The following is a 22943-nucleotide window of genomic DNA, read 5'->3' as shown; positions in this document are numbered from 1 at the left end:
ATGAAGGTAATCTGAAGCCATGAAGTTCGACCATTGCGCCTTGGAGGAGTGCGGCGTCGCCCGTTTCCTCAGTCTGCTCGACGGCCCGTGGGCGACTCTGATCGTCCGAGAGCTCCTCAAGAAGCCGCACCGATTCAACGAACTCCTCACGGCCCTCCCTGGAATCAGCGCCCACACCCTCTCCAGCCGTCTCCGCAAATTCGAGGCACATGAGCTCGTCACGCGCACCGCGTACGCCGAGATCCCGCCCCGCGTCGTCTACGAACTGACTCCGGTGGGGATGGAACTCCGCCCCGTCCTCGATGCCATGAACGCCTGGGCGATGACCGTGCCGCCCCGGCTCTTCGGGCTCGACGATCCAAAGGAGTCCGCGGTCACCGGCTGACCCGTCTTGCGGTGACGCCGTCTCAGCTGAACGGGCAACGACTCGGCGCATCGGCCGAGCGCACGCGGCCTCCGGAGCGCGGCATCGTGGGCAGCCGGCGGCGGTTCACCCCGAGACCGGAGCCCAGGATGCGCAGCCGCGGATCACTCAGCACGGCGACACCGGCGGAGAGGCCCGCCACCGCGAGCTTCTCTCCCGGACAGCGATGGCCGGTCGCCACGTCACCTCCGCCGTGGGGGATGAAGGCCGGGAGCGCTTCGAAGTCTTCGACGTCGGAGAATCTCTCGGGTGCGAAGCGCTTCGGGTTCGCCCAGAAGTGCTCGTCGGTGTTCGTGCCGAGGATGTCGAGCACCACGCGACCTCCCGCGGCGACGTGCTGACCGTCGATCTCGACGTCGGCGATCGTGCGACCGGGGAGCATCGGCACGAAGGGCGCGGTGCGGCGTATCTCCTGTGCGAACATCGTCGCGAGCTCGCCGCCGACGAGCCGCCCGTTCGCCGCAGTCTCGGCCGCGATGCGTTCCCGCCATTCGGGTCGGTCGTGGAGTTCCTTCGCCGCGAACGCGACGAAGCGTGCGACCGCGACCATCGGGCGGATGCTGTTCTGCAGCTCGACCCCGGCGAGGCGAGCGGGCAGCAGCTCTCCCGCCTGATCGCGATGATGTGCCCAGACTTCCAGCGCTGTGCCGGGCTCGGTTCGCAGCGCCCCGGCACGCGCCGCCTCGATGAGGCCGGCGGAGTGGCAATCGGACCACACCCGGTTGAGGACCGCGAGGGCGTAGGCGGGCGAGTACGGCGCGCCGAACCCATCGACGATCTGCGCGAGCCTCTCCGACCAGCGTGTCTTCGCGGCGGGGGTTCCGGGCAACCCTGCCCACGCCATCACCGCGCGACCAAGAGCGCCCGTCGCCGCCTCGTACGCGCTGCGAGTGCCGCCGTCGAGCCATGCGTTCCGCTCCGACTCCCACTCGCGCTCCAGCCACGGCGTCAATCGCTCGACCTGCGCGTCCTCATAGGCGCTGTCGACGAAGGCGGCCTTGCGGTGATGGTGCGCATCTCCGTCGAGACTGTGCACCGAGCCGTGTCCGAAGAGCGTCTCCTGCACGAGGGCGGGCATCGCCCCGTGCCGGGCGATGCGCGTCTCGTCGTAGAACAGGCTGACGCCCTCCACGCCGCGAACGAAAGCGGCATCGTGCCCGAGCAGACGCATCGGCGCCGACCGGGCACCGCGCTCGACCCGTTGCCAGATGCGCTTCCCGAAGCCGTAGCCGCGAGTCAGGACCGAGGGGGCGTCATCGTGGACGAGCGCGTTGAGAGAGCGTGCCGCTGCCGAGATGTTCGTCATTGCCATGGGGCGACGATCCCAGCCCCGGGGAAGGGCCGCCAGGGGGGAGCGTCCGTGGGGAGTCTGTGCTAGGGACGCCGGCGATCAGTTCCGAGCGTCGGCGCTCTTGCGCCATAGACGCCGGAGCGCGGAGGGCAAGACCGCAATCTAGTCCAGCATCGACCGCTCCCCGTGGTCCTCCAGCGACGAGAAACCCTCCTCCGGGAGGATCTCCGGGGGATTCACCAGCTGCTCAGTCCGGGCCCGCATGTACTCGATCGCCGAGTCGTTCTCCGGCTCTTTCATGTCGCTCGAGGAGCTCTCCATCACCATCACAGTGCTCGGGTTCAGCAGGAACGTGGCTTCGACGCTGTTACCGTGGCCGTCCACGGCGTTCAATGTCACCGTGTCAGACCGACCCGCATTGCCGAGGAGGCTCGCGTACTCCATGAGCGACTCCGCCGCCTCGTCACCGAGGAAATGAGCCTTCTCACCGTAGGTCACATGCTTCATGCTTCGAGCCTGCGTGAGACGTCATCGAGGCCCCAGGGGGTTGACACCGTGCTGTCCGACTGGGGTGAACGCCCTCCGTCCGCGGCAGCCGGTTCCGCTAGCGCTGACGGCGCCGGCCGTCAAGTCCCGTGTGCGGCGGACTCGGAGACTGCATGGTGACGGAAAGCAGCCGCCACGATGCCGCACAGGAGCCACCATGACTCGACAGACCCCGGCCACGCCCACGATCGTCGCGACTGAACTCGCCTCGCCCTCCGAGGCGGCGACCACATGAGCACGCCTGTCCTGCCCGGTGCAGGAGAGCAGGTGGGTCCGCGCAGGATGCCGACAGGGGGCGCGACCGCGACCCGCCTCATCGGCGTCGAGGAGGAGCTTCTCCTCGTCAGCTCCGAGACGATGCTCCCGGTGCCGTCGTCGACCGACGTGCTCAGCGCCCACGCGGCCGGAGGACAGACGGCCGAGAAGATCGTGCTCGAGACGGAGGTCAAGCTCGAGCAGATCGAGGTGGTCAGTGCGCCGCTCGCGACGTACCAGGAACTCCTCGACGCCATCAGGAGCGGACGTCGCACGGCTGACGACGCAGCCGTGGTGATGGGAGCGCGCGCGGTCGCACTCGCCACGGCTCCCGTGCTGTGCGAGTCGCATATCGTGTCCAGCCCCCGATACGACCGGATGTCCGAGCGGTTCGCGCTGACGATGGCGGAGCAGCTGACGTGCGGTTTTCATGTGCACGTGTCGATCGGCTCACCCGAAGAAGGAGTGGCGGTGCTCGACCGGATCCGGATCTGGCTGCCGCTGCTGCTCGCACTCAGCGCGAACTCGCCCTTCTGGCGCGGGGTCGATTCCGGATACGCGAGCTACCGATACCAGGCATGGGGACGATGGCCGAGCGCCGGCCCCTACGACCGATTCGGCTCCGCCGAGGCCTACTCCGCCACGATCCGCCAGATGCTCGAGACCGGCGTCTCACTCGACCCCGGCATGATCTACTTCGACGCCCGGCTCTCCACCCATGCGCCGACAGTCGAGATCCGCATCGCCGACATCTGCCTGGAGGCGGAGGATGCGGCGACCCTCGCCGTGATCGCGCGGGCGCTGGTCGGCACGGCGGCTGCGGAATGGCGCGCCGGTGTTCCGGCGCCGGATGTCGCGACGAGCCTGCTGCGTCTGGCCTCCTGGCGGGCGAGCAGGTTCGGCATGAGCGAGAAGCTCCTCGATCCGCCGTCCGGAGCCCCCCGGCCCGCCGCCGAATGCGCACGAGCGCTTCTCGCCCATATCGACGACCACTTCGTGAGCCGCCAAGAGACTGCTCTCGCCCACCGCGGCGTGCGAAAGATCACGGCGCGCGGCAACGGCGCGGTGCGGCAGCGGGCAGTCATGGCGGAGCGCAGCAGCTGGACCGAGATGGTGGCCGATGCCATCGTGCGCACGCACGCACAGTCGTCGGTTGAGCGCAGGGAGAACGAGCGGTGGTCAGGGGGACGCGCTGGCTGACGCTATTCTCAAGCCATGGGATCAATTCTTTACGGCGGCACGATCGACCCCATCCACATCGAAGATCGTGCTCTCGCACACCTGAAGATCGTCATCGCCACGAAGTTGCGGCGCAACGAGAGCTTCACACTTTCCTGGCGTCACCCGGACGACGAACCGTCTGGGCGCTCGATGATCTGGCTGCACCCATCGATCCCGTTGCGCTTCACATTCGACGAGCCGGAGCCTCCGGAGCTGAATCGGCGGTGGATCGAAGAACTGATGCACTCGGCGAACTCCACGGGCGGCATCTCGCTCGTCGACGAAGTGATCGACACCCCCGAGTCGTAGACCGGCTCGGCACGTTCGAGCCCGTTCTGGTCACATGGATTCCCTGAGCATCTGCGCGTAGCCCTCCCGGAAGGAGGGAAAACGCAGCCTGCCGACGAGATCCATCAGCAGACCTCCGTCGAGCACGGTCCCTCCGCCGGCCTCCGGTTGGACACGTGGCGGTGGTTCGACCTCCAGGCGATCAGCGATGAAGGTCACGACCTCGCCCAGCAGTGCCGGCTCCGCGTCGACCGCGTGGATGAGCGCCGGCGGATCTTCCGCCTCGAGCATCGCGTGGAGGAGCCCGACGAGATCGTCCTCGTGGATCCGATTCGTCCGTCGTGAATAGTCGACAGGAGTGTGCTCTCGCACGCGGCGGATCAGCGAGTCCCGTCCGGGTCCGTAGATGCCTGCCGGTCTGACCGTGACGGCGCCGAACAGTTCGGCGGCCAAGGCTTCACCCTTCAGGAGCGCACGCGCGCGAGGCCCCATCGGAGCCGCCGCATCCGACTCCGTGAGAGGAACGGCGCCCGCGCGACCCTCGAGCACTCGTGTCGACGAGACGAAGACGACGCGCGATGGACGTGAGGGCAGAGCCTCGGCCAGGTTGGTCAGCGCCGACGAGTAGATGTCGCCCTCGTCTCGCGCATCCACATCCGGCGGTAGCGTGATCACGACCGATTCGCAAGCGGGGAGAGCCCGTCTCCCGGCCAACCGGATGTCGTCTGTGATCGCCGAGAACCCGGCCGGCAGCGCCGCACTGGTACGGCGCATCGCGACCACCTCCACGCCATCGGCGACGAGGCGCCTGCCGAGTTCGGTCCCGAGTTTTCCGCATCCCACGAGCAGCGTCCTGCCCGGAGACCTTCGCCCCCGGGCCCGATCCCGCCGTTGCGCATTCATGTGCTCGCCGCGGTCGGTCGGACGAGGTGGTCGATGAGCCGCCGGAACCCGTCGGGATCGATCTGGCGACGGGCGAGCACGGGGACGATGATCGCCCCGAGGATGGCCATTCCGAGCTGATCGACCGGAGTGTCCTCGGCGAGCTGGCCCTGCTCGACGGCGCTTGCGAACCGGTGCGAGAGCTTCTGATCGGCCCCGAGCGCCGCCGCGAGACGGTCGCCCACAGCGCCGTCCTCAGCCGCCGCCGCGACGAGCGATCGCAGCAGAGCCCCACCCGCCGGATCGGCGACGATCGCGATGATCGTCTCGAGCCAGACGCTCAGATCGCGTCGGAGGTCGCCGGTGTCGGGGAGGTCGATCTCGACCGGGATGAGCCGGCCTTCGATCATGCAGTCGGCGATCAATGCACCGCGCGAGCGCCACCACCGGTAGATGGTCTGCTTGCCGACGCCGGCTTCTTTCGCGATGCCTTCCATCGTCAGGTTGTCGTAGCCCTGCTGAGTGAGCAGGCGGGCCGTCGCGTCGAGGATGGACTCGCGCGCCGCTGCGCTGCGGACCGGCCCGTTCCGATGTTCGCTCATGATCCACAGCTTATCCTCAGACTCTAGACGAGACGTGCCGTATCGTCTATGTCACCCTCCTCTGCTCCCTCCGAACGGAAGTCCTCCCGTGGCAACTCTGCTCTCTCGCTTGGCCTTGTTCTCAGCTCGACGCGCCTGGGCGGTGATCATCGCGTGGGTCGTGATCCTCGGAGTCTCCATCGGAGCGTTCCTCGCGGCATCCGCTCCCCTCACCAACAGCTTCGACATCCCGGGCACGGCCTCCGGCGCGGTCACCGATCAACTGGCCGAGAAGCTTCCTGACACCGCCGGCGGCACCGGAACGATCGTCTACCGCACCGATGACGGCTCCGCTCTCACCACGGAGCAGCGGAAGCAGATCTCCGATCTCACCGCGTCGGCCGCCGACCTCGACGGCGTCGCTGCCGTCGTCGACCCCTTCGATGCGCAGCAAACGCTCGCCGACCAGACGAAGAAGCTCTCCGATGGGCGTGCCCAGCTCGCCTCAGGCACGGCACAGCTCGCGTCCGGCCAGGAGCAGCTCGATGCCGGCCGGGCGCAGCTCGATGCCGCGCAGCAGCAACTCGACTCGGCTCGCGAACAGGCCGTTGCCGCCGGTGCTTCGATGGACCAGATCGCAGCGATCGACGCCCAGCAGGCGCAGCTCGACGCACAGACCGCAGCCCTGCAGCAGCAGCAGGACACGCTCGACTCTTCGCGCGCCGAACTCGAGTCCGGGGCCAAGCCTCTCGATCTCGGTGAGGAACTGCTCGGCTTCACCGAGGGGATCAGCGTCGTCTCCGAAGACGGCTCGACCGCGATCGTGAACATCTCCTTCACCCAGCCGCGTCTCGAACTGAGCACGGAGGTCAAACAGGGCGTCATCGATCACTTCGAGAAGAAACCCGTCGACGGCACCGACGTCTCCTTCGCCACCGACCTCGCGCAGGGCGCTCCCCAGCTCTTCGGCGTCGGAGAGGCTCTCGGTCTCGTCTTCGCCGCGATCGTCCTCGTCGTCCTGCTCGGCTCTCTCGTCGCCGCGTCGCTCCCGATCGTCACCGCGCTGGTCGGCGTGGGCGTCGGGGTCACGGCCTCACTCGCGTTCTCGGGGGTCATCAGCATGGCGTCCCCCACGCCGGTCCTCGGGCTCATGCTCGGGCTCGCGGTCGGCATCGACTACGCGCTGTTCATCATCAACCGGCATCGCAAGCAACTGCTCGCAGGCGTCGAGGTACGCGAGTCGATCGCCCTCGCCAACGGCACCGCCGGCACCGCGGTCGTCTTCGCCGGTTCGACCGTCATCGTCGCGCTGCTCGCCCTGAACGTCACCGGCATCCCCTTCCTCGGGCTCATGGGGACCGTCGGTGCGGTCTGCGTCGCGGTCGCCGTCCTCATCGCGATCACTCTCGCCCCCGCCATGCTGGCGCTGCTGGGCGAACGGCTGCTCCGCCGCAAGGCTCGAGCGAGCATCGGTCGCCAGCGTGCCGTGAAGCCTGCCCGGCCGATGTCGACCGTGCGCGCGGTCGTGACGGTCGCCGTTTCGATCATCGCTCTGCTGATCATCGCCCTCCCCGCCCTGTCGATGCGGCTCGGACTGCCCGACGGCGCCAGCGAACCGGAAGGCTCCACTTCCGCCCGGACATTCGAGATCGTCGCTGACGAATTCGGCGCCGGCGCGAACGGTCCACTCCTCGTCAGCGCGTCCGTCCCCGGCGGCGTCTCGGATGACGACCTCCTCGCCACCCAGGTCGACATCGCCCGGACACTCGCCGCTCAGGACGACGTCGTCGCCGTCGCCCCCATCGCCAGCTCCGATGACGGTACGCTCCTCGCGTTCCAGGTGCTCCCGAAAGAGGGACCGAACAGCATCTCGACGGCCCAGCTCGTCCAGGATCTTCGCGCGTTGCCGCCCGTCGACGGTGACATCACCCTCGGTGTGGCCGGTCAGGCCGCCACGAACATCGACATCTCCGACGGGCTCAGCGCGGTGCTGCCCCTGTACCTCACCGTCGTCGTCGGGCTGTCCCTGCTCATCATGATCGTCGTCTTCCGCTCGATCCTGGTGCCGATCATCGCCACGGCCGGATTCATCCTGTCGCTCTTCGCCACCTACGGGCTGGTCACCGCCGTGTTCCAGTTCGGGTGGGGCGCCGACCTCATCGGCCTGCACTCGGTCGGTCCGATCCTCAGCTTCCTTCCGGTCATCCTCGTCGGCATCCTGTTCGGACTCGCGATGGACTACCAGCTGTTCCTCACCTCGGGGATGCGAGAGGCGTACGCGCACGGAGCGAGCGCCCGCCTCGCCGTCGCGCAGGGGTTCCAGTCCGGGAAGTCGGTCGTCATCGCCGCGGCCCTCATCATGATCGCGGTCTTCGGCGGGTTCATCTTCTCGGAGTCCACCATCATCCGCTCGATCGGATTCGGCCTGGCGTTCGGCGTGCTCCTCGACGCCTTCGTCGTGCGGATGCTGCTCATGCCCGCGTTGATGCATCTGCTCGGCCGTGCGGCCTGGTGGCTGCCCCGTAAGCTCGACCGCATCCTGCCCGACGTCGACATCGAGGGCGCCTCGCTCGAGCGCACGTGAGCCCCACAGAGCGCGCGGTCTCCTCACTGCCAAGATGAGGACATGGCGAACTCTCCGAGCGGCGACTCCGTGACAGGTCGCCTGATCCGTGTTCTCGAGACCTTCACACCGACCCGAACGGTGCAGACGGCCGCCGAGATCGGCCGCCGAGCAGATCTGCCGCCGTCGTCCGCCCATCGGATCGTCGGCGAACTCGTCGCCGCCGGATTGCTCGAACGCGACGAGACGAACGGCGTGCGCGTGGGGATGCGGCTCTGGGAGCTCGCCACCCGATCATCGCGGGCCCTTCGACTGAGACAGGTCGCGCTTCCCCCGATGGAGCGGGTGCAGGCCCGCATCCGCGAGCACACGCAGCTCGCCATCCTGGAACAGGACGAGGCCCTTTTCCTGGAGCGCCTCAGCGCCCCGCACTCCGGGTCGAACGTGACGCGCATCGCCGGCCGGCTGCCGCTGCACGCCTGCTCCTCCGGACTCGTCCTGCTGGCGCATGCCGACCGCGAAACGCGCGACCGGGCGCTCGCCCGCCCCTTGCAGCGCCTGACGATCAGCACGATCGTGGACACTGCGGTCCTCCACCGAAAGCTCGACCAGATCCGGCTCGCCGGCTATGCGGACGCTCCGGGATACATCGAGGAGATCTCCACGGGGCTCGCCGTCCCGATCCGCGACATGACCGGGGAGGTCATCGCCGCCCTGTCCGTGGTGCTTCCGCGCGAGGCGGCCACGGAACCGGCCCTGGCCGAGTTGTTCACCGCGGCGAGGGAGATCGACCGGGCGCTCGCGGAAAGAGCATGAAGCGGGAGGATGATTCCCATTGAACGAGATAGCGTGATCAGGATGCCACGTTCGTCTCCATACTGAATCGGGCCGAAGAGCCCGACGTCAGAGGAGACGACATGCCCGACACCATCCGCACCCGGGTCGCCATCATCGGCGCAGGACCGGCAGGTCTCCTTCTCTCCCACCTGCTGGCGGCGTCGGGCATCGAGAGCGTCGTCATCGACGCCCGCACGCGCGAATCGATCGAGTCGACGATCCGCGCCGGCATCCTCGAGCAGGGCACGGTCGAACTGCTCGAGTCGTCCGGCGCCTCCTCACGCGTGCGCATCGACGGCAACCGTCACGAGGGGATCGAACTGCGCTTCGCAGGAGAGGGGCACCGCATCGACTTCGCCGCGCAGATCGGCCGCGCTGTCTGGCTGTACCCGCAGCACGAAGTGCTGAAGGATCTCATCGCCGCGCGTCTGGCCGAGGGGCAGGATCTGCGCTTCGGTGCGAGGGCCGAGCGGATCGAGGATGCCGACACGGACCGCCCTCGCGTCGTCTGCGTCGACGCCGATGGCGCGCCATTCGAGATCGAGGCGGATTTCGTGGTCGGCGCCGACGGTTCTCGCGGCGTGGCCCGCGCCGCCGTCACCGGCTCACGAGCGGGCGGCTATTCCCGCGAGTATCCGTTCGCGTGGTTCGGCATCCTCTGCGAAGCGCCTCCGAGCTCCCAGGAGCTGATCTACTCCAACTCCCCCGATGGATTCGCATTGATCAGCCAGCGCAGCGACATCGTGCAACGCATGTACTTCCAGTGCGACCGGGAGGACGACACCGCGGCATACACGGAGGAGCAGCTCTGGGAGGAGCTCCAGCGACGGGTCCCCGGCACAACTCTCAAGGAGGGGCCGATCTTCCAGCGCGACATCCTGAGGTTCCGCAGCTTCGTCGCGCACCGGCTCCTCGACAACCGCGTGGCCCTCATCGGAGATGCCGCACACACCGTGCCGCCCACCGGCGCGAAGGGCATGAATCTCGCCGTGGCCGACGTCGTGATTCTCGAGCGCGCGCTTCGAGCGCTCCTGCAGGAGAACGATTCCCGCCTCATCGAGGCGTTCCCGGATGCGGCGCTGAAGCGCATCTGGAAGGCGCAGCACTTCTCCTGGTGGATGACGAATATGCTGCACCTGACCCCGGAGACGAGCGAGTTCGACCGGATGCGTCAACTGGGCGAGCTGCGCACGGTCGTGGAGTCGGATGCCGGGCGCACCTACCTGGCTGAGGCGTACACGGGCTGGCCGCTCGCCGGCCTCTGAGCGCGGCCGCTTCTTCGCCGGCCGACCGACTTCACCGGGTGGGTGCGCCGCTGAAACTGTGCGCCGCCTTGATCGGCAGGGCGGCCTCTGAAGCGAAGAACTCCAGGACGACGGCGGATGCGGCGGGGTCGGTCGATGTCACCGCGACGCCTCCGGAGAAGACCGTGTCGATCGCACAGTCCGGCGGGAGCACTCCGAGGATCCGCACGCCTGCCTGCCCGACCATCTCGCTGAGCTGCTGGAATCCGACATCGACCTCGCCGTCGGCCACCAGGCGTGCGACCGGCATCCCCGGGCGCGCCTGGATGAGACGATCTCGCACCTCGTCGGCCATGCCCCATTGCTCGATCCGGCGGAGCAGCTCGGTGCCGCTCGGGCCGGTGGAGTATCCGATGCGTCCGGCGTCCCGCAGAGCGGCTCGCACGCCGGATGCATCGTCGGATGCGGGGCCTGGCGGCGGGGTCGCCTGCCTCGAGAGCGGAGCACGAACTGCGACCGCCGTCTGCGACAGGACCAGCGGGGTCACCGAGGACGGCACCACATGTCCGCTGCCGGCGAGCTCTGACAGGGCGCCGGATGCGAGGACGACGAGGTCGAGCTGCTCGCCCGCCGCCACGCGGCGCGCGGCGTCGATTCCACCCACCGACTCGATCTCGACGCGCGGGAGACCGGCAGTGGTGGCCGCGGCGGTGGCGAGGTCGGCGAGGAGCGCCCTGGTCGCCATCGAGGAGATGCCTTTCATGCCGTGCGCAGCATCGTCAGGGCATCCTCATCGGACGGCCGAACGCGTGGCTCAGCGACCTGCAGCCGAGCCCGACGCACGGCAGCTTCACGAGAGCTGGTCCTCCAGCTGACCGAGCACGCGGTAGCAGTCGATGACCTGCCGGATGGATGAGTTCGGCTCACGGCCTTCGCGGATCGCCGAGACGAACTCGCGGTCCTGCAACTCGATGCCGTTCATGCTGACGGCGACGTGCGACACGTCGAGCTGCTCCTCCGCTCCGTTGAAGAGATCGTCGTACCGGGCGACGTACGTCGCGGTGTCGCCGATGTAGCGGAAGAACGTTCCGAAGGGGCCCTCGTTGTTGAAGGAGAGCGAGAGCGTGCAGAGAGCTCCGGTCTCGCTCTTGAGCTGCACCGACATGTCCATGGCGATGCCGAGCTCCGGGTGGATCGGTCCTCGAATGGCGTTCGCCTGCACGATGCGGCCCGCCTGATACGCGAAAAGGTCGACGGTGTGCGCGGCATGATGCCAGAGCAGGTGGTCTGTCCAGGAACGCGGCTCGCCCTTCGCGTTCGTATTGCTCCGCCGGAAGAAGTACGTCTGCACGTCCATCTGCTGCACGGCGAACTCGCCTGCCGCGATGCGCTCGTGCACGAGCTGATGCGAGGGGTTGAACCGCCGGGTGTGGCCGACCATGGCCACGCGGTTCGAGGCCTCGGCGGCCGCCAGCGTCGCCTCGGCATCCGCCAGCGAATCGGCCACCGGAATCTCGACCTGCACGTGCTTGCCCGCCGCGAGCACCGCTTGTGTCTGCGCAGCGTGCAGACCGGTCGGCGTCGCGAGGATCACGGCGTCGACGTCGTCGCGCTCGAGAACGGCATCGAGGCCGACGACGGCGGTCGAGACGCCGTACTTCTCGGCGACCTCGCGCGTCGGTCCCGGCCTGGTCCCGCTGACCACGGTCACCTGGGCATCCGGGATGTTGGCGAGTGCATCCAGGTGCTTCATCCCGAAGGCGCCGGCGGCACCGACGACTGCTACTCGGACCATGTCGTTCGTCATCGTTCTCTCCTCGGTGACCGCATCAGGCGGACGGGTTGGTCAGGACCAGATGTCCGACTGCGGTGTTCGACGCCGGCACGTGATAGAACCGGTGATTCACCTCCGGGCTCCCGCCGCCGAACTGGTCATCCATCGCACCGCGGGCGATGAGCCAGTCGACGAGCTCGATCCCCTCGGATCCGGCTTCGTCGACGTACTCCATGTGATCCCACTCGGTCAGCCCCAGCGGATCGGCGATGAGATGGTCGAGGAAGGCGTTGTCCCACTCCTCGTTGATGAGGCCGGCGCGCGGCCCCTGCAACTGGTGGCTCATGCCGCCGGTGCCCCAGATCTGCACGTTGAGCGGCTCGCCGTCCCACTTGTCGAGCGCGCGCCGCAGCGCGCGACCGAGCTCGTAGCAGCGACGACCGGACGGCACCGGGTACTGCACCACGTTCACCGCGAGCGGGATGACCCGCACCGGCCACTCCTCGACATCGCCGTAGACGAGCGACAGCGGCACGGTGAGGCCGTGGTCGACGACCATCTCGTTGACGAGGGTGAGGTCGAAGTCGTCCTGGATCACGGACTGCGCAATGTGGGCCGCGAACTCGGGGTACCCCTTGACGTCGGGGACCGGCCGCGGGCCGTAGCCCTCGTCGGCCACTGGGTAGTGCGCACCCGTGCCGAGCACGAACGTCGGAATGATCGACGAGTCGAAGGCGGTGGCGTGGTCGTTGTACACGAGGATCACGACATCCGGCCTGTTGTCCTTCGCCCATGCCCGCGTCCAGTCATAACCGGAGAAGACCTTCCTCCAGTACGGCTCCTCCGTCTTTCCCAAGTCCATCGCGGCGCCGATCGCCGGCACGTGCGAGGTGAAGAGGGCGGAGGTGTACTTCGCCGGAGCATCCGGCCGGATCGTCTCGGACTTCTGCGCCGGAACAGGTGGTGTCCACCCGTCGAGGTCCTTGAGGCGATTGCCCTCGGGGCGGCGTCCGCCCCCGACCATCATGTCGCGGTAGGCGGCCTCCGACATCCCCGTCATGGAGCCTGCCATCTGCTGGAAGCTGAGACCGTGCGTCGCACCGATCTTGCTGAGGAAGTAGATGTTGCCGCCCTCGGCGATGCACGTGTTCAGATCGAAATCGAGGACGGCCTGACGCTGCACGGGAGTGAGCGGCCACTCGTCGAGGTACGCCTCGCGATCGGCGAGATAGCGCTCACGATTCTCCGGCTTCATCAGGGACATCGAGAACTGGTTGAGGTGATAGCCCTTGCGGGCCTGGTCGGCGTCGAAGATGGTCGTGCCGGGAACGCTCTTGTACGGCTTATCGAGTGCCATGTCATACTCCTTCTGGCCAGTAGAGACGGCGGGGATTGTCCACGAGCAGCTTCTGCTGCAGGTCAGGGGTGACCGCGATCTGCGGAATGTAGTCGACCAGCAGGCCGTCATCGGGCATGTGGTCCTTGAGGTTCGGATGCGGCCAGTCGGTCCCCCACAGCACGCGGTCGGGGAACTCCTCGACCACGCGACGTGCGAACGGCACGACATCCGCGTAGGCGTGCTGTTCACCGTCGAGTGCGCTCGGGCCGGTGACGCTCAATCGCTCCGGGCAGGTGACCTTTGTCCACACGTTCGGATTCTCGCGCAGGAAGCGGAGGAAGAGCGCGAACTCGGGTCCGTCGGGATCCTTCGTGACGTCGGGTCGGCCCATGTGATCGACCACCAGATCGACCGGGATGCCGGAGAAGAAGTCGTAGAGCTCGGGGAGGTCATCGGCTTCGAAGTAGACCACCACATGCCATCCGAACGGGGCGATCTTCGCCACGATCTCGTCCAGCGCATCGGTGGGCACGCGGTCGACGAGACGCCTGACGAAGTTGAAGCGCACTCCGCGCACACCGGCATCATGCAGCTCGGCGAGCTGCTCTTCGGTCGCGTCCCGACGCACCGTCGCCACACCCCGCGCCCGCCCCTCGCTGCGCTGCAGGGCATCGACGAGGGCGCTGTTGTCGGCGCCGTGGCAGGTCGCCTGCACGATGATGTTGCGATCGAAGCCGAGGTGGTCCCGTAGCGCGAACAACTGCTCCGCCGATGCATCGCACGGCGTGTACTTGCGCTGCGGTGAATAGGGGAACTGCCCGCCCGGACCGAACACGTGGCAGTGCGCATCGACGGCCCCGTCTGGCAGCCGGAACGTCGGCGTGCTCGGTCCGTCGAACCAGTCCAGCCAGCCCGGCGACTTCTCGAAGCGGCCGGTTGTCTCACCGTGTGCCATGTCAGTCCTCCAGGTACTCGAGTCCGGCGGCGGCGAGCGGTTCACGCATGCCGTAGAGGTCGAGTCCCAGTACGCCCGCCCGGAACTTCTCCCGCTTGGACTCCTCGTTGTCTTCGCGGGTCCGGCAGGCATCCGCCACGGCAGCGACGAGCCGACGCGGGACGACGACGACCCCGTCGACGTCGGCGACGACGACATCGCCGGGGGTGACGAGCGCATTCGCGGCGACGACCGGGATGTTCACGGAACCGAGGGTCGCCTTGACCGTGCCCTTGGAGTTGATCGCGCGGGAGAAGACCGGGAAGTCCATCTTCTCCAGGTCGGCGACGTCCCGGACGCCACCGTCGATCACGAGGCCCCCGCATCCGCGTGCCGTCAGGGACGTGGCGAGGAGCTCGCCGAAGAAGCCATCCTCGCTCTCCGTGGTGCAGCCGGCCACGATCACATCGCCGGGCTGCACCTGCTCGGCGGCGACGTGGAACATCCAGTTGTCGCCGGGCTGCAGCAGCACGGTGACCGCGGGGCCGCACAGCTTCGCCCCGCTGTAGGCCGGCCGGATGTAGGGCCGCATCAGGCCGACCCGTCCCATCGCCTCGTGGATGGTCGCCACTCCGAACTGCGAGAGTCGGGCGACGTCGCCCGGATCCGGGCGCTCGATACGGGTGCGGACGATGCCGAGGTCGTTCAGGCGCATCATGTCCTTCTCTCAGAGTCCACGGGCGGTCAGGGCGCGATCGAGACGCGGATAGGCGCGTCGGGCATTGCCCTCGAAGATCTGCCGGCGCTGGGCGTCGTCCAGGTTCGAAGTGGCGTCGACGTACCTCTTGGTGTCGTCGAAGTGGTGGCCGGTGCGCGGATCGATGTCGCGGACGGCGCCGATCATCTCGCTCGCGAACAGGATGTTGTCGGTCGGGATGACGTCGGTCAGCAGGTCGATGCCCGCCTGGTGATAGACGCAGGTGTCGAAGAACACGTTGCCGAGCAGGTGATCCTCGAGTTCAGGTTTTCCGAGCGCCATCGCGAGACCGCGGAATCGGCCCCAGTGATAGGGCACGGCGCCGCCGCCGTGCGGGATGACGAGTTTCAGGTCGGGGAAGTCCGCGAACAGGTCGCCCTTCAGCAACTGCATGAACGCGGTCGTGTCGGCACCCAGGTAGTGATCGCCCGTGGTGTGGAAGACATCGGGCCGGCAGGTCGTGCTGACGTGCACCATGGCGGGGATCTCGTACTCGACGAGCTTCTCGTACACCGGATACCACGAGCGGTCGGTCAGCGCCGGGGCCGTCCATCGTCCGCCTGACGGATCCGGGTTGAGGTTGACGGCGACGGCGCCGAGCTCTTCGACGGCGCGGGTCAGCTCCGCGACCGCCGTCGATGGATGCTCCCCCGGCGACTGCGGCAGCATCGCACCCATCATGAAACGGTCGGGGAAGAGCCCGGCGACGCGCGCACACAGGTCGTTGCAGATCCGCGCCCAGGTCGCACTGACATCCAGATCCCCGATGTGGTGGGCCATGAAGGAGGCGCGGGGGCTGAACACAGTCAGGTCACTGGCGCGCTCATCCATGAGTTTGAGCTGATTCGCAGAGATGGTCTCGCGGATCTCGTCGTCGCCGATCCGCAGGGCAGCCGGGTCGGGGGCGGCTCCCTCGCCCTTCGTGAAGGCGATCTGCAAGTCCCGCCAGGCACCGAGCTGGGCCGGTGCAGTCGTGTAGTGGCCGTGGATGTCGATGATCAACGCGTGTCGTCCTTGTCACTGAATCGCGGCGGGTGATGCCGCTCTGACTTTACGATCGATGCTGTATATAGTCGAATAGATACGCCTGGCCTTAGATATAGAGGGGATCGATGGGTGTCCTTCGCAGACCTGAACCAGATCCGCACGTTCGTCACGCTCTACGAGCTGCGGAGCGTGACGGCCGCTGCAGAACGCCTGCACGTCACCCAGCCCACCGTGAGTTACACGCTGCGGAGGCTCCGCCAGAACTTCGGTGACGACCTCTTCCGCCGCGAGGGGAACGACATGGTTCCGACGCCGAAGGCGACGCAGTTGTTCGGCCCGCTCCACGAAGCCCTCGCGCAGATCGACGCGACCGTCAGCGACCCTGGGGTCTTCGAGCCGTCCGGGTTCGAGGGAGAACTCGCCCTGGGCCTCACCTCCATCGGAGAGCAGACATTCCTCCCGCCGATCATGGCGGCGCTGTCGCGCGCCTCCTCGCGACCGCACCTGCAGGTCGAGAGGCTCGACGCCGATCAGGTGGAGGACGGGCTCATCCGCGGGTCGATCGACCTGGCGATGACCGTCTCCCTCATCGGATCTCCGCGGCTATGGCGCGCGCGGGTGAGGGCGGTGGAGTACGTGGCGCTCTCGTCCGGAGCCCACCCGCTGCCGGCGACCTCGGCGACCATGTTCGCGGAACGGCACTTCATTCGCGTGTCGGCGCGCGGCGGTCATGTCTTCCCTCTGCACGCACTCACCGAGCACGGGCTGTTGCCGCAGGTGGCGCTCACCGTGGAGGAGTACGCGACGGTGCCCGCCGTGTTGCAGGCGACGGACTTGGTGGTGCTCCTGCCCCGACACGTCGCCGAAGTGTTCTGCGGATGGTTCCCCGACCTGGTGATCGCCGAGCTGCCCTGGTCGGGGCAGAGCACTCCGGTGTCGCTGTACACGCGGCGGGAGGCCAGCCTGTCTCCTGCACAGCGCTGGTTCCGCTCTCTGGTGCTCGGCGCCGTCGTGCCCGTTGAACCCTCGTCCGGCGAACTCTAAGGGCTCTTCTTGTTCCAGCTCGCCTTGCCGGGGGCGAGGGGGCTGCGCACCTGGATCGACCAGGAGGAGTGCGGATGGATCGAGAGGATCGCCCGCTCCCACCACTCCCTGGCCTCGCCCGACAGGTGCGGCAGCACGGCATCCTTGTCCACATCGTCCTCGGGGCGCGGGCGCAGCGCCTTCCAGACCAACTGGATCTCGGGAGCACCCGTGGGGACGCCGTCGATATCGTGCACCGCTCGCGTCCACGGCACCTGCAACCGGGGATCTCGCTTGTACACCCAGGCCGTCTCCGTGCCGTCCTCGACGTTCAGCTGCACCACCCACGCTTCTCGGACGTCGTCACGGACGTACACGGGGTGAACTTCGGCATCCTGCGGGATCTCGCTGAGGCGCACCATGCCGCGGTCCGTCGATGTCCATGCGCTGATCCCGCCGGGGAGACTCACGATCAGCGGAGCCAGCCCGGACCGAAGGACGCTCACGTCCACGTTGGTTCGGGAACGGATGCTGCTGCCGATCCAGTGATCGAGCGCCGCACCGCCGGAGAGCCACCATCGCGCAGGCGTCCCGTCGAGCAGCTCAGCGATGCCGGGAGGGGTGAGCGGTTCCCAGAGACCGGTGGGCGTCGTCGGAGAGGACATGGTCAGAGGCTACTGGGAAAGCCACACGCCGGAGCAGTTCGGCGAGCCGGGCGTGCTCGCTGTCATCGAGGAAGGCGTGGACCGCATGCTCCGATGCGCGCACGGCGTCCTGCGCGGCAGCGAACACGTCCCGGCCCGCATCGGTCACCACCACGACTTTGGCGCGGCGGTCCGACTGGTCGGGGCGTCTCGCGACCAGCCCGGTGCGCTCGAGGTCGTCGACGAGTGCGACGACCTGACTGGGATCGAGCCGGAGGAACTCGGCGAGTTCGCGTTGTGTCGGTCGGGCGCCATCGGCCGCGGCGAGCGCGAGCACGGAATACGACCGGACACGCAGGCCGTGCGGCGAGAGAGCCGCGTTGCCCGCCGCGAGCGAGAGAGCGTTGGCACGCGCCAGCAGGAAGCTGAGGTCGTCGCCGAGCGCGGATGCGATCAGCCGCTCATTCGATCCGGTCTCGTCTGCCATGGCCTGAGGATAGCAAACCGTGCTGGGATTCAATCATTGACACTTTCAACGATTTTGTGATCTGATCGTCCATGAACGAAGGAGTCACCATGTCACTCGAAGGCAAAGTAGCCATCGTCACCGGGTCCGGACGGGGTCTGGGTCTCGCCTACGCGCAGGAACTCGCACGCCAGGGCGCTTCCGTCGTCGTGAACGACGTCGATGCCGAGACGGCGGCGTCCGCTGTCGCGACCATCACCGATGCCGGCGGCCGAGCGGTCTCCGTCGTCGCCCCGGTCGGTCCCACGGCGACCGCCGAACAGCTCGTCCGCACGGCGATCGAGGCCTTCGGTCGGCTCGACATCCTCGTCACCAACGCCGGCGTCCTGCGCGACACGGTGCTGTGGAAGATGAGCGACGATGACTTCGACACGGTGATCAACGTGCATCTGCGCGGCACATTCACCACGGTGCGCGCGGCCGCTGTGCACATGCGCGAGGCCGGCGAGGGCGGAAGGATCATCTGTATCGGCTCCCCCACCGGCCAGCGCGGCAACTTCGGTCAGACGAACTACGCCGCCGCTAAGGCGGGAATCGTCGGCATGGTCCGCACCTGGGCGCTGGAGCTGAAGCGGGCGGGAATCACGGCGAACGCGGTCATCCCCGTCGCTGCGACCGCGATGACCGCGACAGTGCCGTACTTCGCAGCGGCCGTCGAGGCCGATACCGCCGGTGAGGTCATGCCGGAGTTCTTCCGCCACGATCTGGGGTTCGGGACGTCGGGCGATGTCGCAGGCCTCATCGCCTTCCTCGGATCGGATGCTGCCGCGGGCATCACCGGTCAGGCACTCGGCGTCGGCGGAGACCGCCTGCAGTTGTGGTCGCACCCGGAGGCCGCCGTTACGGCGTACCGGCCCGGCGGCTGGACTTATGACGCCCTCCAGGAGTCGTTCGAGCGCGAGTTCAACTCGGCACTTCAGTCGGTCGGGGAGACCTTCCCTCCTCTGCCTGAGGACCTGCAGCGGCCAACGGCATCCTGAGCAGATGACCCGCTACGAAGCCGCCATCGACGTCGATGCCCTCACGGCAATCGACGTGCACGTGCACATCGAGGTCGACGGGCACGGACACGCCTCTCTGCCCGACGATCTCGCGGCGGCTGCGGCGGAGTATTTCAGCGCAGACGCGCCCCGCCCTGACCTCGACGGCATCGCCGCTTATTATCGCGAGCGGAAGATGGCGGCCGTGGTGTTCACCGTCGATGCGACGACGCAGCTCGGGCATCCTGCGATCTCGAGCGAGGAGATCGCTGAGGGCGCGGCACGCCACAACGACGTCCTGATCCCGTTCGGGTCCGTCGACCCCCGGCAAGGCGCAGCGGCGGTGGAACGCGCGCATCGCCTGATCGATGAGAACGGGGTCAGGGGATTCAAGTTCCACCCGACGGTGCAGGGGTTCGATCCGAGTGACGAGACCCACTACCCGCTGTACGCCGCTCTGGAACAGGCCGGCCTCGTCGCCCTGTTCCACACCGGCCAGACCGGCATCGGAGCGGGCATGCGCGGCGGACGAGGACTGCGTCTGGCGCTGTCGAACCCGATGCTCCTCGACGGAGTCGCCGCCGATTTCCCCGACCTGCAGATCATCATGGCCCACCCCTCGGTGCCGTGGCAGGACGAGGCCATCTCAGTCGCGACGCACAAGCACAACACCTGGATCGATCTCTCCGGCTGGAGCCCGAAGTACTTCCCGCCGCAGCTCGTGCGCAACGCCAACTCGCTGCTGAAGAAGCGCGTCCTCTTCGGCTCCGACTTCCCTCTGCTGACCCCGGATCGCTGGTTGCGGGATGTCGAGCTCACCGATCTGAAGCCGGACGTCCTGCCCGGCATCCTCAAGGACAACGCCGCCCGCCTCCTGGGCCTCACCTGATCCTCGCCCCGAGAACGCACCCTGAGAAGGAGTAACACATGACCACGATCGCCGCCTACACCGATGCGGCCGGCCTTGCCGGAACGGACCTCGGGTTCACCGAATGGATCGAAGTCACCCAGGACCGGGTGAACCTCTTCGCCGACGCGACGGATGATCACCAGTGGATCCACGTCGACCCCGAGCGCGCAGTGAACGGTCCGTTCGGAGCACCCATTGCCCACGGGTTCCTCTCGCTGTCGCTCGCGGTGAAGTTCTGGTCGGAGTTGTTCGACCTCGACGGCGTCACCACCAAGGTCAACTACGGCCTCGACAAGGTGCGCTTCGTCTCTCCTGTCAAGGTCGGCTCACAGGTGCGGATGAACGCCGTGATCACCGAGGTCACCGAGGTCCCCGGCGGATACCAGTTCGCGGTCGATCAGACGATCGAGATCCAGGGCGCACCCAAGCCGGCGCTCGTCGCCCGCGGGATCTATCGCTTCTACGCGTAGACTCACCGGCTGCCGAGACACTCAAGGGAGAGCTCTCATGCACAACCGCGGACTGGGCGGATGGATGGCCAAGCGACGGATGAAGTCGCCCGACAAGACCGCCCTCATCTTCGACGACGCCTCGATCAGCTATCGCTCGCTGGCCGACGACGCCGACCGCATGGCCGCGGTACTCTTCGACCGCGGTGTGCAGAAGGGCGACCGCGTGGCCTTCCTCGGTGAGAACTGCCCCGAGTTCCTCGTCACCCTGTTCGGCAGCGCCATCCTCGGCGCTGTCTTCGTGCCGGTGAACACCCGGCTCGCACCGCCGGAGATCGCCCATGTCCTGAGCGACTCCGGGGCGCGGGTACTGGTGCACGACCCTTCTGCCTCGAAGACCGTGGAGTCGCTCGAGCTCGGCGTCGACCACCTGCTGCAGACCGGCGCGGATGGCCTGGGCGCTCTCCTCTCGGAGACACAGGCAGGTCATGTGGACCTCGACGTCGCCCTGGAGGACCCAGCCGTGATCATGTACACGTCGGGCACGACGGGACGCGCGAAGGGTGCGGTGCTCACTCACGGCAACCTCACCTGGATGGCGATGAACTGCGTCATCGACTACGACGTCGTCTCCACCGACGTCGCCCTCATGATCTCTCCGCTGTTCCACGCCGCGTCACTGGGAATGGGTGCTCTTCCCGCCATCCTGAAGGGCGCGACGATCGTGCTGGAGAAGGGCTTCGACCCCGAGCGCGCCCTGCGGCTGATCGCTGAGCATCGCGTCACGATGCTCAGCGGCGTTCCGACGACGTACCAGCTGCTCGCAGATCACGACCTGTGGTCCGCCACCGATCTGTCGACGTTGCGCAAGCTCACGTGCGGAGGGTCGCCCGTCCCGACCCGCATCATGAACGCGTACGAGGAGCGCGGGTTGTCGTTCTCGCAGGGCTACGGGATGACGGAGGCGTCTCCGGGAGCCACCTCGCTCTCACCCGCGATGTCCCGTACCAAGCAGGGCAGCGTCGGACTCGGGCACTTCTTCACGGACGTGCGCATCGTCGACGCGAACGGCGCCGTCGCCGCGCGCGGCACGGTGGGCGAGATCGAGGTCATGGGTCCGAACGTCTTCGCCGGTTATCACAACCTGCCGGAGGCTACGACTGCGGCCTTCTCGGACGACGGCTGGTTGCGTTCCGGCGACATGGGGTATCTGGACGACGACGGCTACCTGTTCATCTCTGATCGCCTCAAGGACATGATCATCTCCGGCGGAGAGAACATCTACCCCGCGGAGCCCGAGAACCTGATCAACGACATCGATGGTGTCACCGCGGTCGCAGTCATCGGAGTGCTCGACGACCGATGGGGCGAAGTACCCTGGGCGATCCTCACCGTCAGCGACGGTGCCACCGTGACCCTCGAGGATGTTCGAGCGCAGTTGGATGGCAAGCTCGCCCGGTACAAGATCCCGAAGAACGTCATCGTCGTCGACGAGCTGCCGCGCACGGCATCCGGCAAGATCCGAAAGACCGAGCTGCGTACGCGCTACGCGCGTTGACGAACTGTGCACGCGACGTCTCCGTTCAGTCCCGACGCGGTTCCACCCTCAGCAGGGCCACGACACCATCTCGACCTCCGGCCACGCGCGATGTCGCCGTCGAAAGGATCACTGTTCCCGGCGGCAGCCGCTCCGCAGCCACGCACACCTGGCCGCCGAGCACGACGACAGCTTCGGTCCCCGTTCCCGTCAGGCCGGAGCCCCGGTGGATCTCCCAGCGCATTCGCCCGCTCGACCGACGCGACATGAAGTTCACCACCATGACACGACCGCCGCCGGTGTCGGCGACGACGCGGTCCTCGCCACGGAATTCGCGTCCGGTGTGGCACGGGATGGCCCGGAGCTCGCCGTCGATCTCGAGCGTCACTCCCTCAGGGCTGAGCGGAATGAGAACCCGATCAGCTCCGAGAAAGGAAGAGAACGGCATGCGCCCTTGGATTTCGGCGAGGCTGATGCGCCACGACGAGCGCGCAGCCATCACTCGCGTGACTCCCAGGCCGTTGGCCCAGGGTTCGGGTTCGATCGCGTCGGGTCGGATGATGTCGTCGTCGGTGCGAGCGGGACGAAGCATGGCGTTCGCTCAGCTGATCGCCGTCGGTCCGGTCTCGCCCGTGCGGACGCGGATGACTCGGAGGACGTCGGTCACCCAGATCTTTCCGTCGCCGATCGCTCCGGTGCGCGCCGCCTCCTGGATGGCTTCGAGGGCGGCCTCGAGCACCTCGTCATTGACGACCGTCTCGATATAGATCTTCGGCAGGAAGTCGACCTTGATGCGCTGAGAGCGATAGACCTCGACTTTCCCGGTCTGGGTACCGTGTCCCTTGGCGTCGAGGATCGTCATTCCGGCGACGCCGACTTCCGCGAGAGCGGTCTTGACGGGTTCCAGAGCGCTGGGCTGGACGACCGCGGTGATGAGCTTCATGATGGTGT

25 protein-coding genes are annotated in these 22943 nt (G+C 67.4%); 11 read left to right on the top strand and 14 right to left on the bottom strand.

The window, feature by feature from the left end; genetic code table 11:
- Window positions 1-19: 19 nt before the first annotated feature.
- Window positions 20-385: a winged helix-turn-helix transcriptional regulator gene (locus CUR96_RS18280; RefSeq protein WP_102194750.1), complete on the top strand. Its 366-nt coding sequence runs from the start codon at window positions 20-22 to the stop codon at window positions 383-385.
- 22 nt (window positions 386-407) lie between these two features.
- Here the strand turns inward: CUR96_RS18280 and CUR96_RS18275 are convergent, their stop codons facing one another.
- Together CUR96_RS18275 and CUR96_RS18270 are read right to left on the bottom strand one after the other, a co-directional pair.
- Complete coding sequence (locus CUR96_RS18275) at window positions 408-1736, bottom strand: cytochrome P450 (protein WP_348639590.1); 1329 nt, start codon at window positions 1734-1736, stop codon at window positions 408-410.
- A 141-nt stretch (window positions 1737-1877) separates the two neighbouring features.
- Window positions 1878-2222, bottom strand: coding sequence for a hypothetical protein (locus CUR96_RS18270; protein WP_102194748.1), 345 nt, complete (start codon window positions 2220-2222; stop codon window positions 1878-1880).
- A 270-nt stretch (window positions 2223-2492) separates the two neighbouring features.
- On the opposite strand from CUR96_RS18270, the gene CUR96_RS18265 reads away from it, so the two are divergent.
- Both CUR96_RS18265 and CUR96_RS18260 read left to right on the top strand, forming a co-directional pair.
- Window positions 2493-3716: a glutamate--cysteine ligase gene (locus tag CUR96_RS18265; protein ID WP_245861481.1), complete on the top strand. Its 1224-nt coding sequence runs from the start codon at window positions 2493-2495 to the stop codon at window positions 3714-3716.
- Window positions 3717-3731: 15 nt separating this feature from the next.
- Window positions 3732-4046 carry a hypothetical protein gene (locus CUR96_RS18260; RefSeq protein ID WP_102194746.1) on the top strand — a complete coding sequence of 105 codons (315 nt, stop codon included), beginning with the start codon at window positions 3732-3734 and terminating at the stop codon, window positions 4044-4046.
- Between the two features lie 30 nt (window positions 4047-4076).
- On the opposite strand, the gene CUR96_RS18255 is transcribed toward CUR96_RS18260, so the two are convergent.
- Together CUR96_RS18255 and CUR96_RS18250 are read right to left on the bottom strand one after the other, a co-directional pair.
- Window positions 4077-4928, bottom strand: coding sequence for a sugar nucleotide-binding protein (locus tag CUR96_RS18255; RefSeq protein ID WP_102194745.1), 852 nt, complete (start codon window positions 4926-4928; stop codon window positions 4077-4079).
- Entirely contained in the window at window positions 4925-5509 is a 585-nt protein-coding gene (locus CUR96_RS18250) for a TetR/AcrR family transcriptional regulator (protein ID WP_102194744.1), read from the bottom strand. Before CUR96_RS18250 ends, CUR96_RS18255 begins: the two co-directional genes overlap by 4 nt.
- 88 nt (window positions 5510-5597) lie before the next feature.
- Between CUR96_RS18250 and CUR96_RS18245 the strand changes: the two genes are divergently transcribed.
- From CUR96_RS18245 to CUR96_RS18235, 3 genes are all read left to right on the top strand, one after another.
- The gene (locus CUR96_RS18245; RefSeq protein WP_102194743.1) at window positions 5598-8072 is read left to right on the top strand and encodes an MMPL family transporter; all 2475 of its coding nucleotides are present in this window, start codon (window positions 5598-5600) and stop codon (window positions 8070-8072) included.
- 42 nt (window positions 8073-8114) lie between these two features.
- The gene (locus tag CUR96_RS18240) at window positions 8115-8867 is read left to right on the top strand and encodes an IclR family transcriptional regulator (protein WP_102194742.1); all 753 of its coding nucleotides are present in this window, start codon (window positions 8115-8117) and stop codon (window positions 8865-8867) included.
- 101 nt (window positions 8868-8968) lie between these two features.
- Window positions 8969-10153, top strand: coding sequence for a 4-hydroxybenzoate 3-monooxygenase (locus tag CUR96_RS18235; RefSeq protein ID WP_102194741.1), 1185 nt, complete (start codon window positions 8969-8971; stop codon window positions 10151-10153).
- Window positions 10154-10184: 31 nt separating this feature from the next.
- On the opposite strand, the gene CUR96_RS18230 is transcribed toward CUR96_RS18235, so the two are convergent.
- The 6 genes from CUR96_RS18230 to CUR96_RS18205 all read right to left on the bottom strand — a co-directional run bounded on the left by CUR96_RS18230 (window position 10185) and on the right by CUR96_RS18205 (window position 15938).
- On the bottom strand, window positions 10185-10895 hold the full coding sequence (locus CUR96_RS18230; RefSeq protein WP_102194740.1) for a substrate-binding domain-containing protein: 711 nt from the start codon (window positions 10893-10895) through the stop codon (window positions 10185-10187).
- Window positions 10896-10982: 87 nt separating this feature from the next.
- Window positions 10983-11939, bottom strand: a complete 957-nt coding sequence (locus CUR96_RS18225; RefSeq protein WP_102194739.1) for a Gfo/Idh/MocA family oxidoreductase — start codon at window positions 11937-11939, stop codon at window positions 10983-10985.
- A 22-nt stretch (window positions 11940-11961) separates the two neighbouring features.
- The gene (locus CUR96_RS18220; RefSeq protein ID WP_102194738.1) at window positions 11962-13263 is read right to left on the bottom strand and encodes a protocatechuate 4,5-dioxygenase subunit alpha/beta; all 1302 of its coding nucleotides are present in this window, start codon (window positions 13261-13263) and stop codon (window positions 11962-11964) included.
- Between the two features lies 1 nt (window position 13264).
- Window positions 13265-14200: an amidohydrolase family protein gene (locus CUR96_RS18215; RefSeq protein WP_102194737.1), complete on the bottom strand. Its 936-nt coding sequence runs from the start codon at window positions 14198-14200 to the stop codon at window positions 13265-13267.
- A gap of 1 nt (window position 14201) precedes the next feature.
- Window positions 14202-14894: a 4-carboxy-4-hydroxy-2-oxoadipate aldolase/oxaloacetate decarboxylase gene (gene ligK, locus CUR96_RS18210; RefSeq protein ID WP_102194798.1), complete on the bottom strand. Its 693-nt coding sequence runs from the start codon at window positions 14892-14894 to the stop codon at window positions 14202-14204.
- Window positions 14895-14906: 12 nt separating this feature from the next.
- The gene (locus tag CUR96_RS18205; protein WP_102194736.1) at window positions 14907-15938 is read right to left on the bottom strand and encodes an amidohydrolase family protein; all 1032 of its coding nucleotides are present in this window, start codon (window positions 15936-15938) and stop codon (window positions 14907-14909) included.
- 114 nt (window positions 15939-16052) lie between these two features.
- Between CUR96_RS18205 and CUR96_RS18200 the strand changes: the two genes are divergently transcribed.
- Window positions 16053-16967, top strand: coding sequence for a LysR family transcriptional regulator (locus CUR96_RS18200; protein WP_102194735.1), 915 nt, complete (start codon window positions 16053-16055; stop codon window positions 16965-16967).
- Here the strand turns inward: CUR96_RS18200 and CUR96_RS18195 are convergent.
- Together CUR96_RS18195 and CUR96_RS18190 are read right to left on the bottom strand one after the other, a co-directional pair.
- Window positions 16964-17611, bottom strand: a complete 648-nt coding sequence (locus CUR96_RS18195; RefSeq protein WP_102194734.1) for a hypothetical protein — start codon at window positions 17609-17611, stop codon at window positions 16964-16966. The two genes, CUR96_RS18200 and CUR96_RS18195, sit on opposite strands and share 4 nt — an antisense overlap.
- On the bottom strand, window positions 17550-18077 hold the full coding sequence (locus tag CUR96_RS18190; RefSeq protein ID WP_102194733.1) for a MarR family winged helix-turn-helix transcriptional regulator: 528 nt from the start codon (window positions 18075-18077) through the stop codon (window positions 17550-17552). Before CUR96_RS18190 ends, CUR96_RS18195 begins: the two co-directional genes overlap by 62 nt.
- An 89-nt stretch (window positions 18078-18166) precedes the next feature.
- Here CUR96_RS18190 and CUR96_RS18185 point away from each other — a divergent pair, with 89 nt between their 5' ends.
- Genes CUR96_RS18185 through CUR96_RS18170 form a run of 4 tightly spaced genes read left to right on the top strand, consistent with a single transcriptional unit; the run spans window position 18167 to window position 22013 of the window.
- Window positions 18167-19096: an SDR family oxidoreductase gene (locus CUR96_RS18185; RefSeq protein WP_102194797.1), complete on the top strand. Its 930-nt coding sequence runs from the start codon at window positions 18167-18169 to the stop codon at window positions 19094-19096.
- A gap of 4 nt (window positions 19097-19100) precedes the next feature.
- A complete protein-coding gene (locus tag CUR96_RS18180; RefSeq protein WP_102194732.1) occupies window positions 19101-19985 on the top strand; it encodes an amidohydrolase family protein in 885 nt (294 codons plus the stop codon).
- A 38-nt stretch (window positions 19986-20023) separates the two neighbouring features.
- Window positions 20024-20476 (top strand): MaoC family dehydratase, encoded by a 453-nt coding sequence (locus CUR96_RS18175; protein ID WP_102194731.1) that lies wholly within the window; start codon window positions 20024-20026, stop codon window positions 20474-20476.
- A 37-nt stretch (window positions 20477-20513) separates the two neighbouring features.
- On the top strand, window positions 20514-22013 hold the full coding sequence (locus tag CUR96_RS18170; protein ID WP_102194730.1) for an acyl-CoA synthetase: 1500 nt from the start codon (window positions 20514-20516) through the stop codon (window positions 22011-22013).
- Window positions 22014-22038: 25 nt separating this feature from the next.
- On the opposite strand, the gene CUR96_RS18165 is transcribed toward CUR96_RS18170, so the two are convergent.
- Complete coding sequence (locus tag CUR96_RS18165) at window positions 22039-22584, bottom strand: HutD family protein (protein WP_102194729.1); 546 nt, start codon at window positions 22582-22584, stop codon at window positions 22039-22041.
- Window positions 22585-22593: 9 nt separating this feature from the next.
- Window positions 22594-22935 (bottom strand): P-II family nitrogen regulator, encoded by a 342-nt coding sequence (locus CUR96_RS18160; protein ID WP_102194728.1) that lies wholly within the window; start codon window positions 22933-22935, stop codon window positions 22594-22596.
- Between the last annotated feature and the right edge of the window lie 8 nt (window positions 22936-22943).

Source organism: Microbacterium aurantiacum, from assembly GCF_002872075.1.
Classification (GTDB): Bacteria; Actinomycetota; Actinomycetes; order Actinomycetales; family Microbacteriaceae; genus Microbacterium; species Microbacterium aurantiacum_A.
Note: the sequence above shows the minus strand (reverse complement) of the source record. Positions and strands in the feature narration are given on the sequence as shown.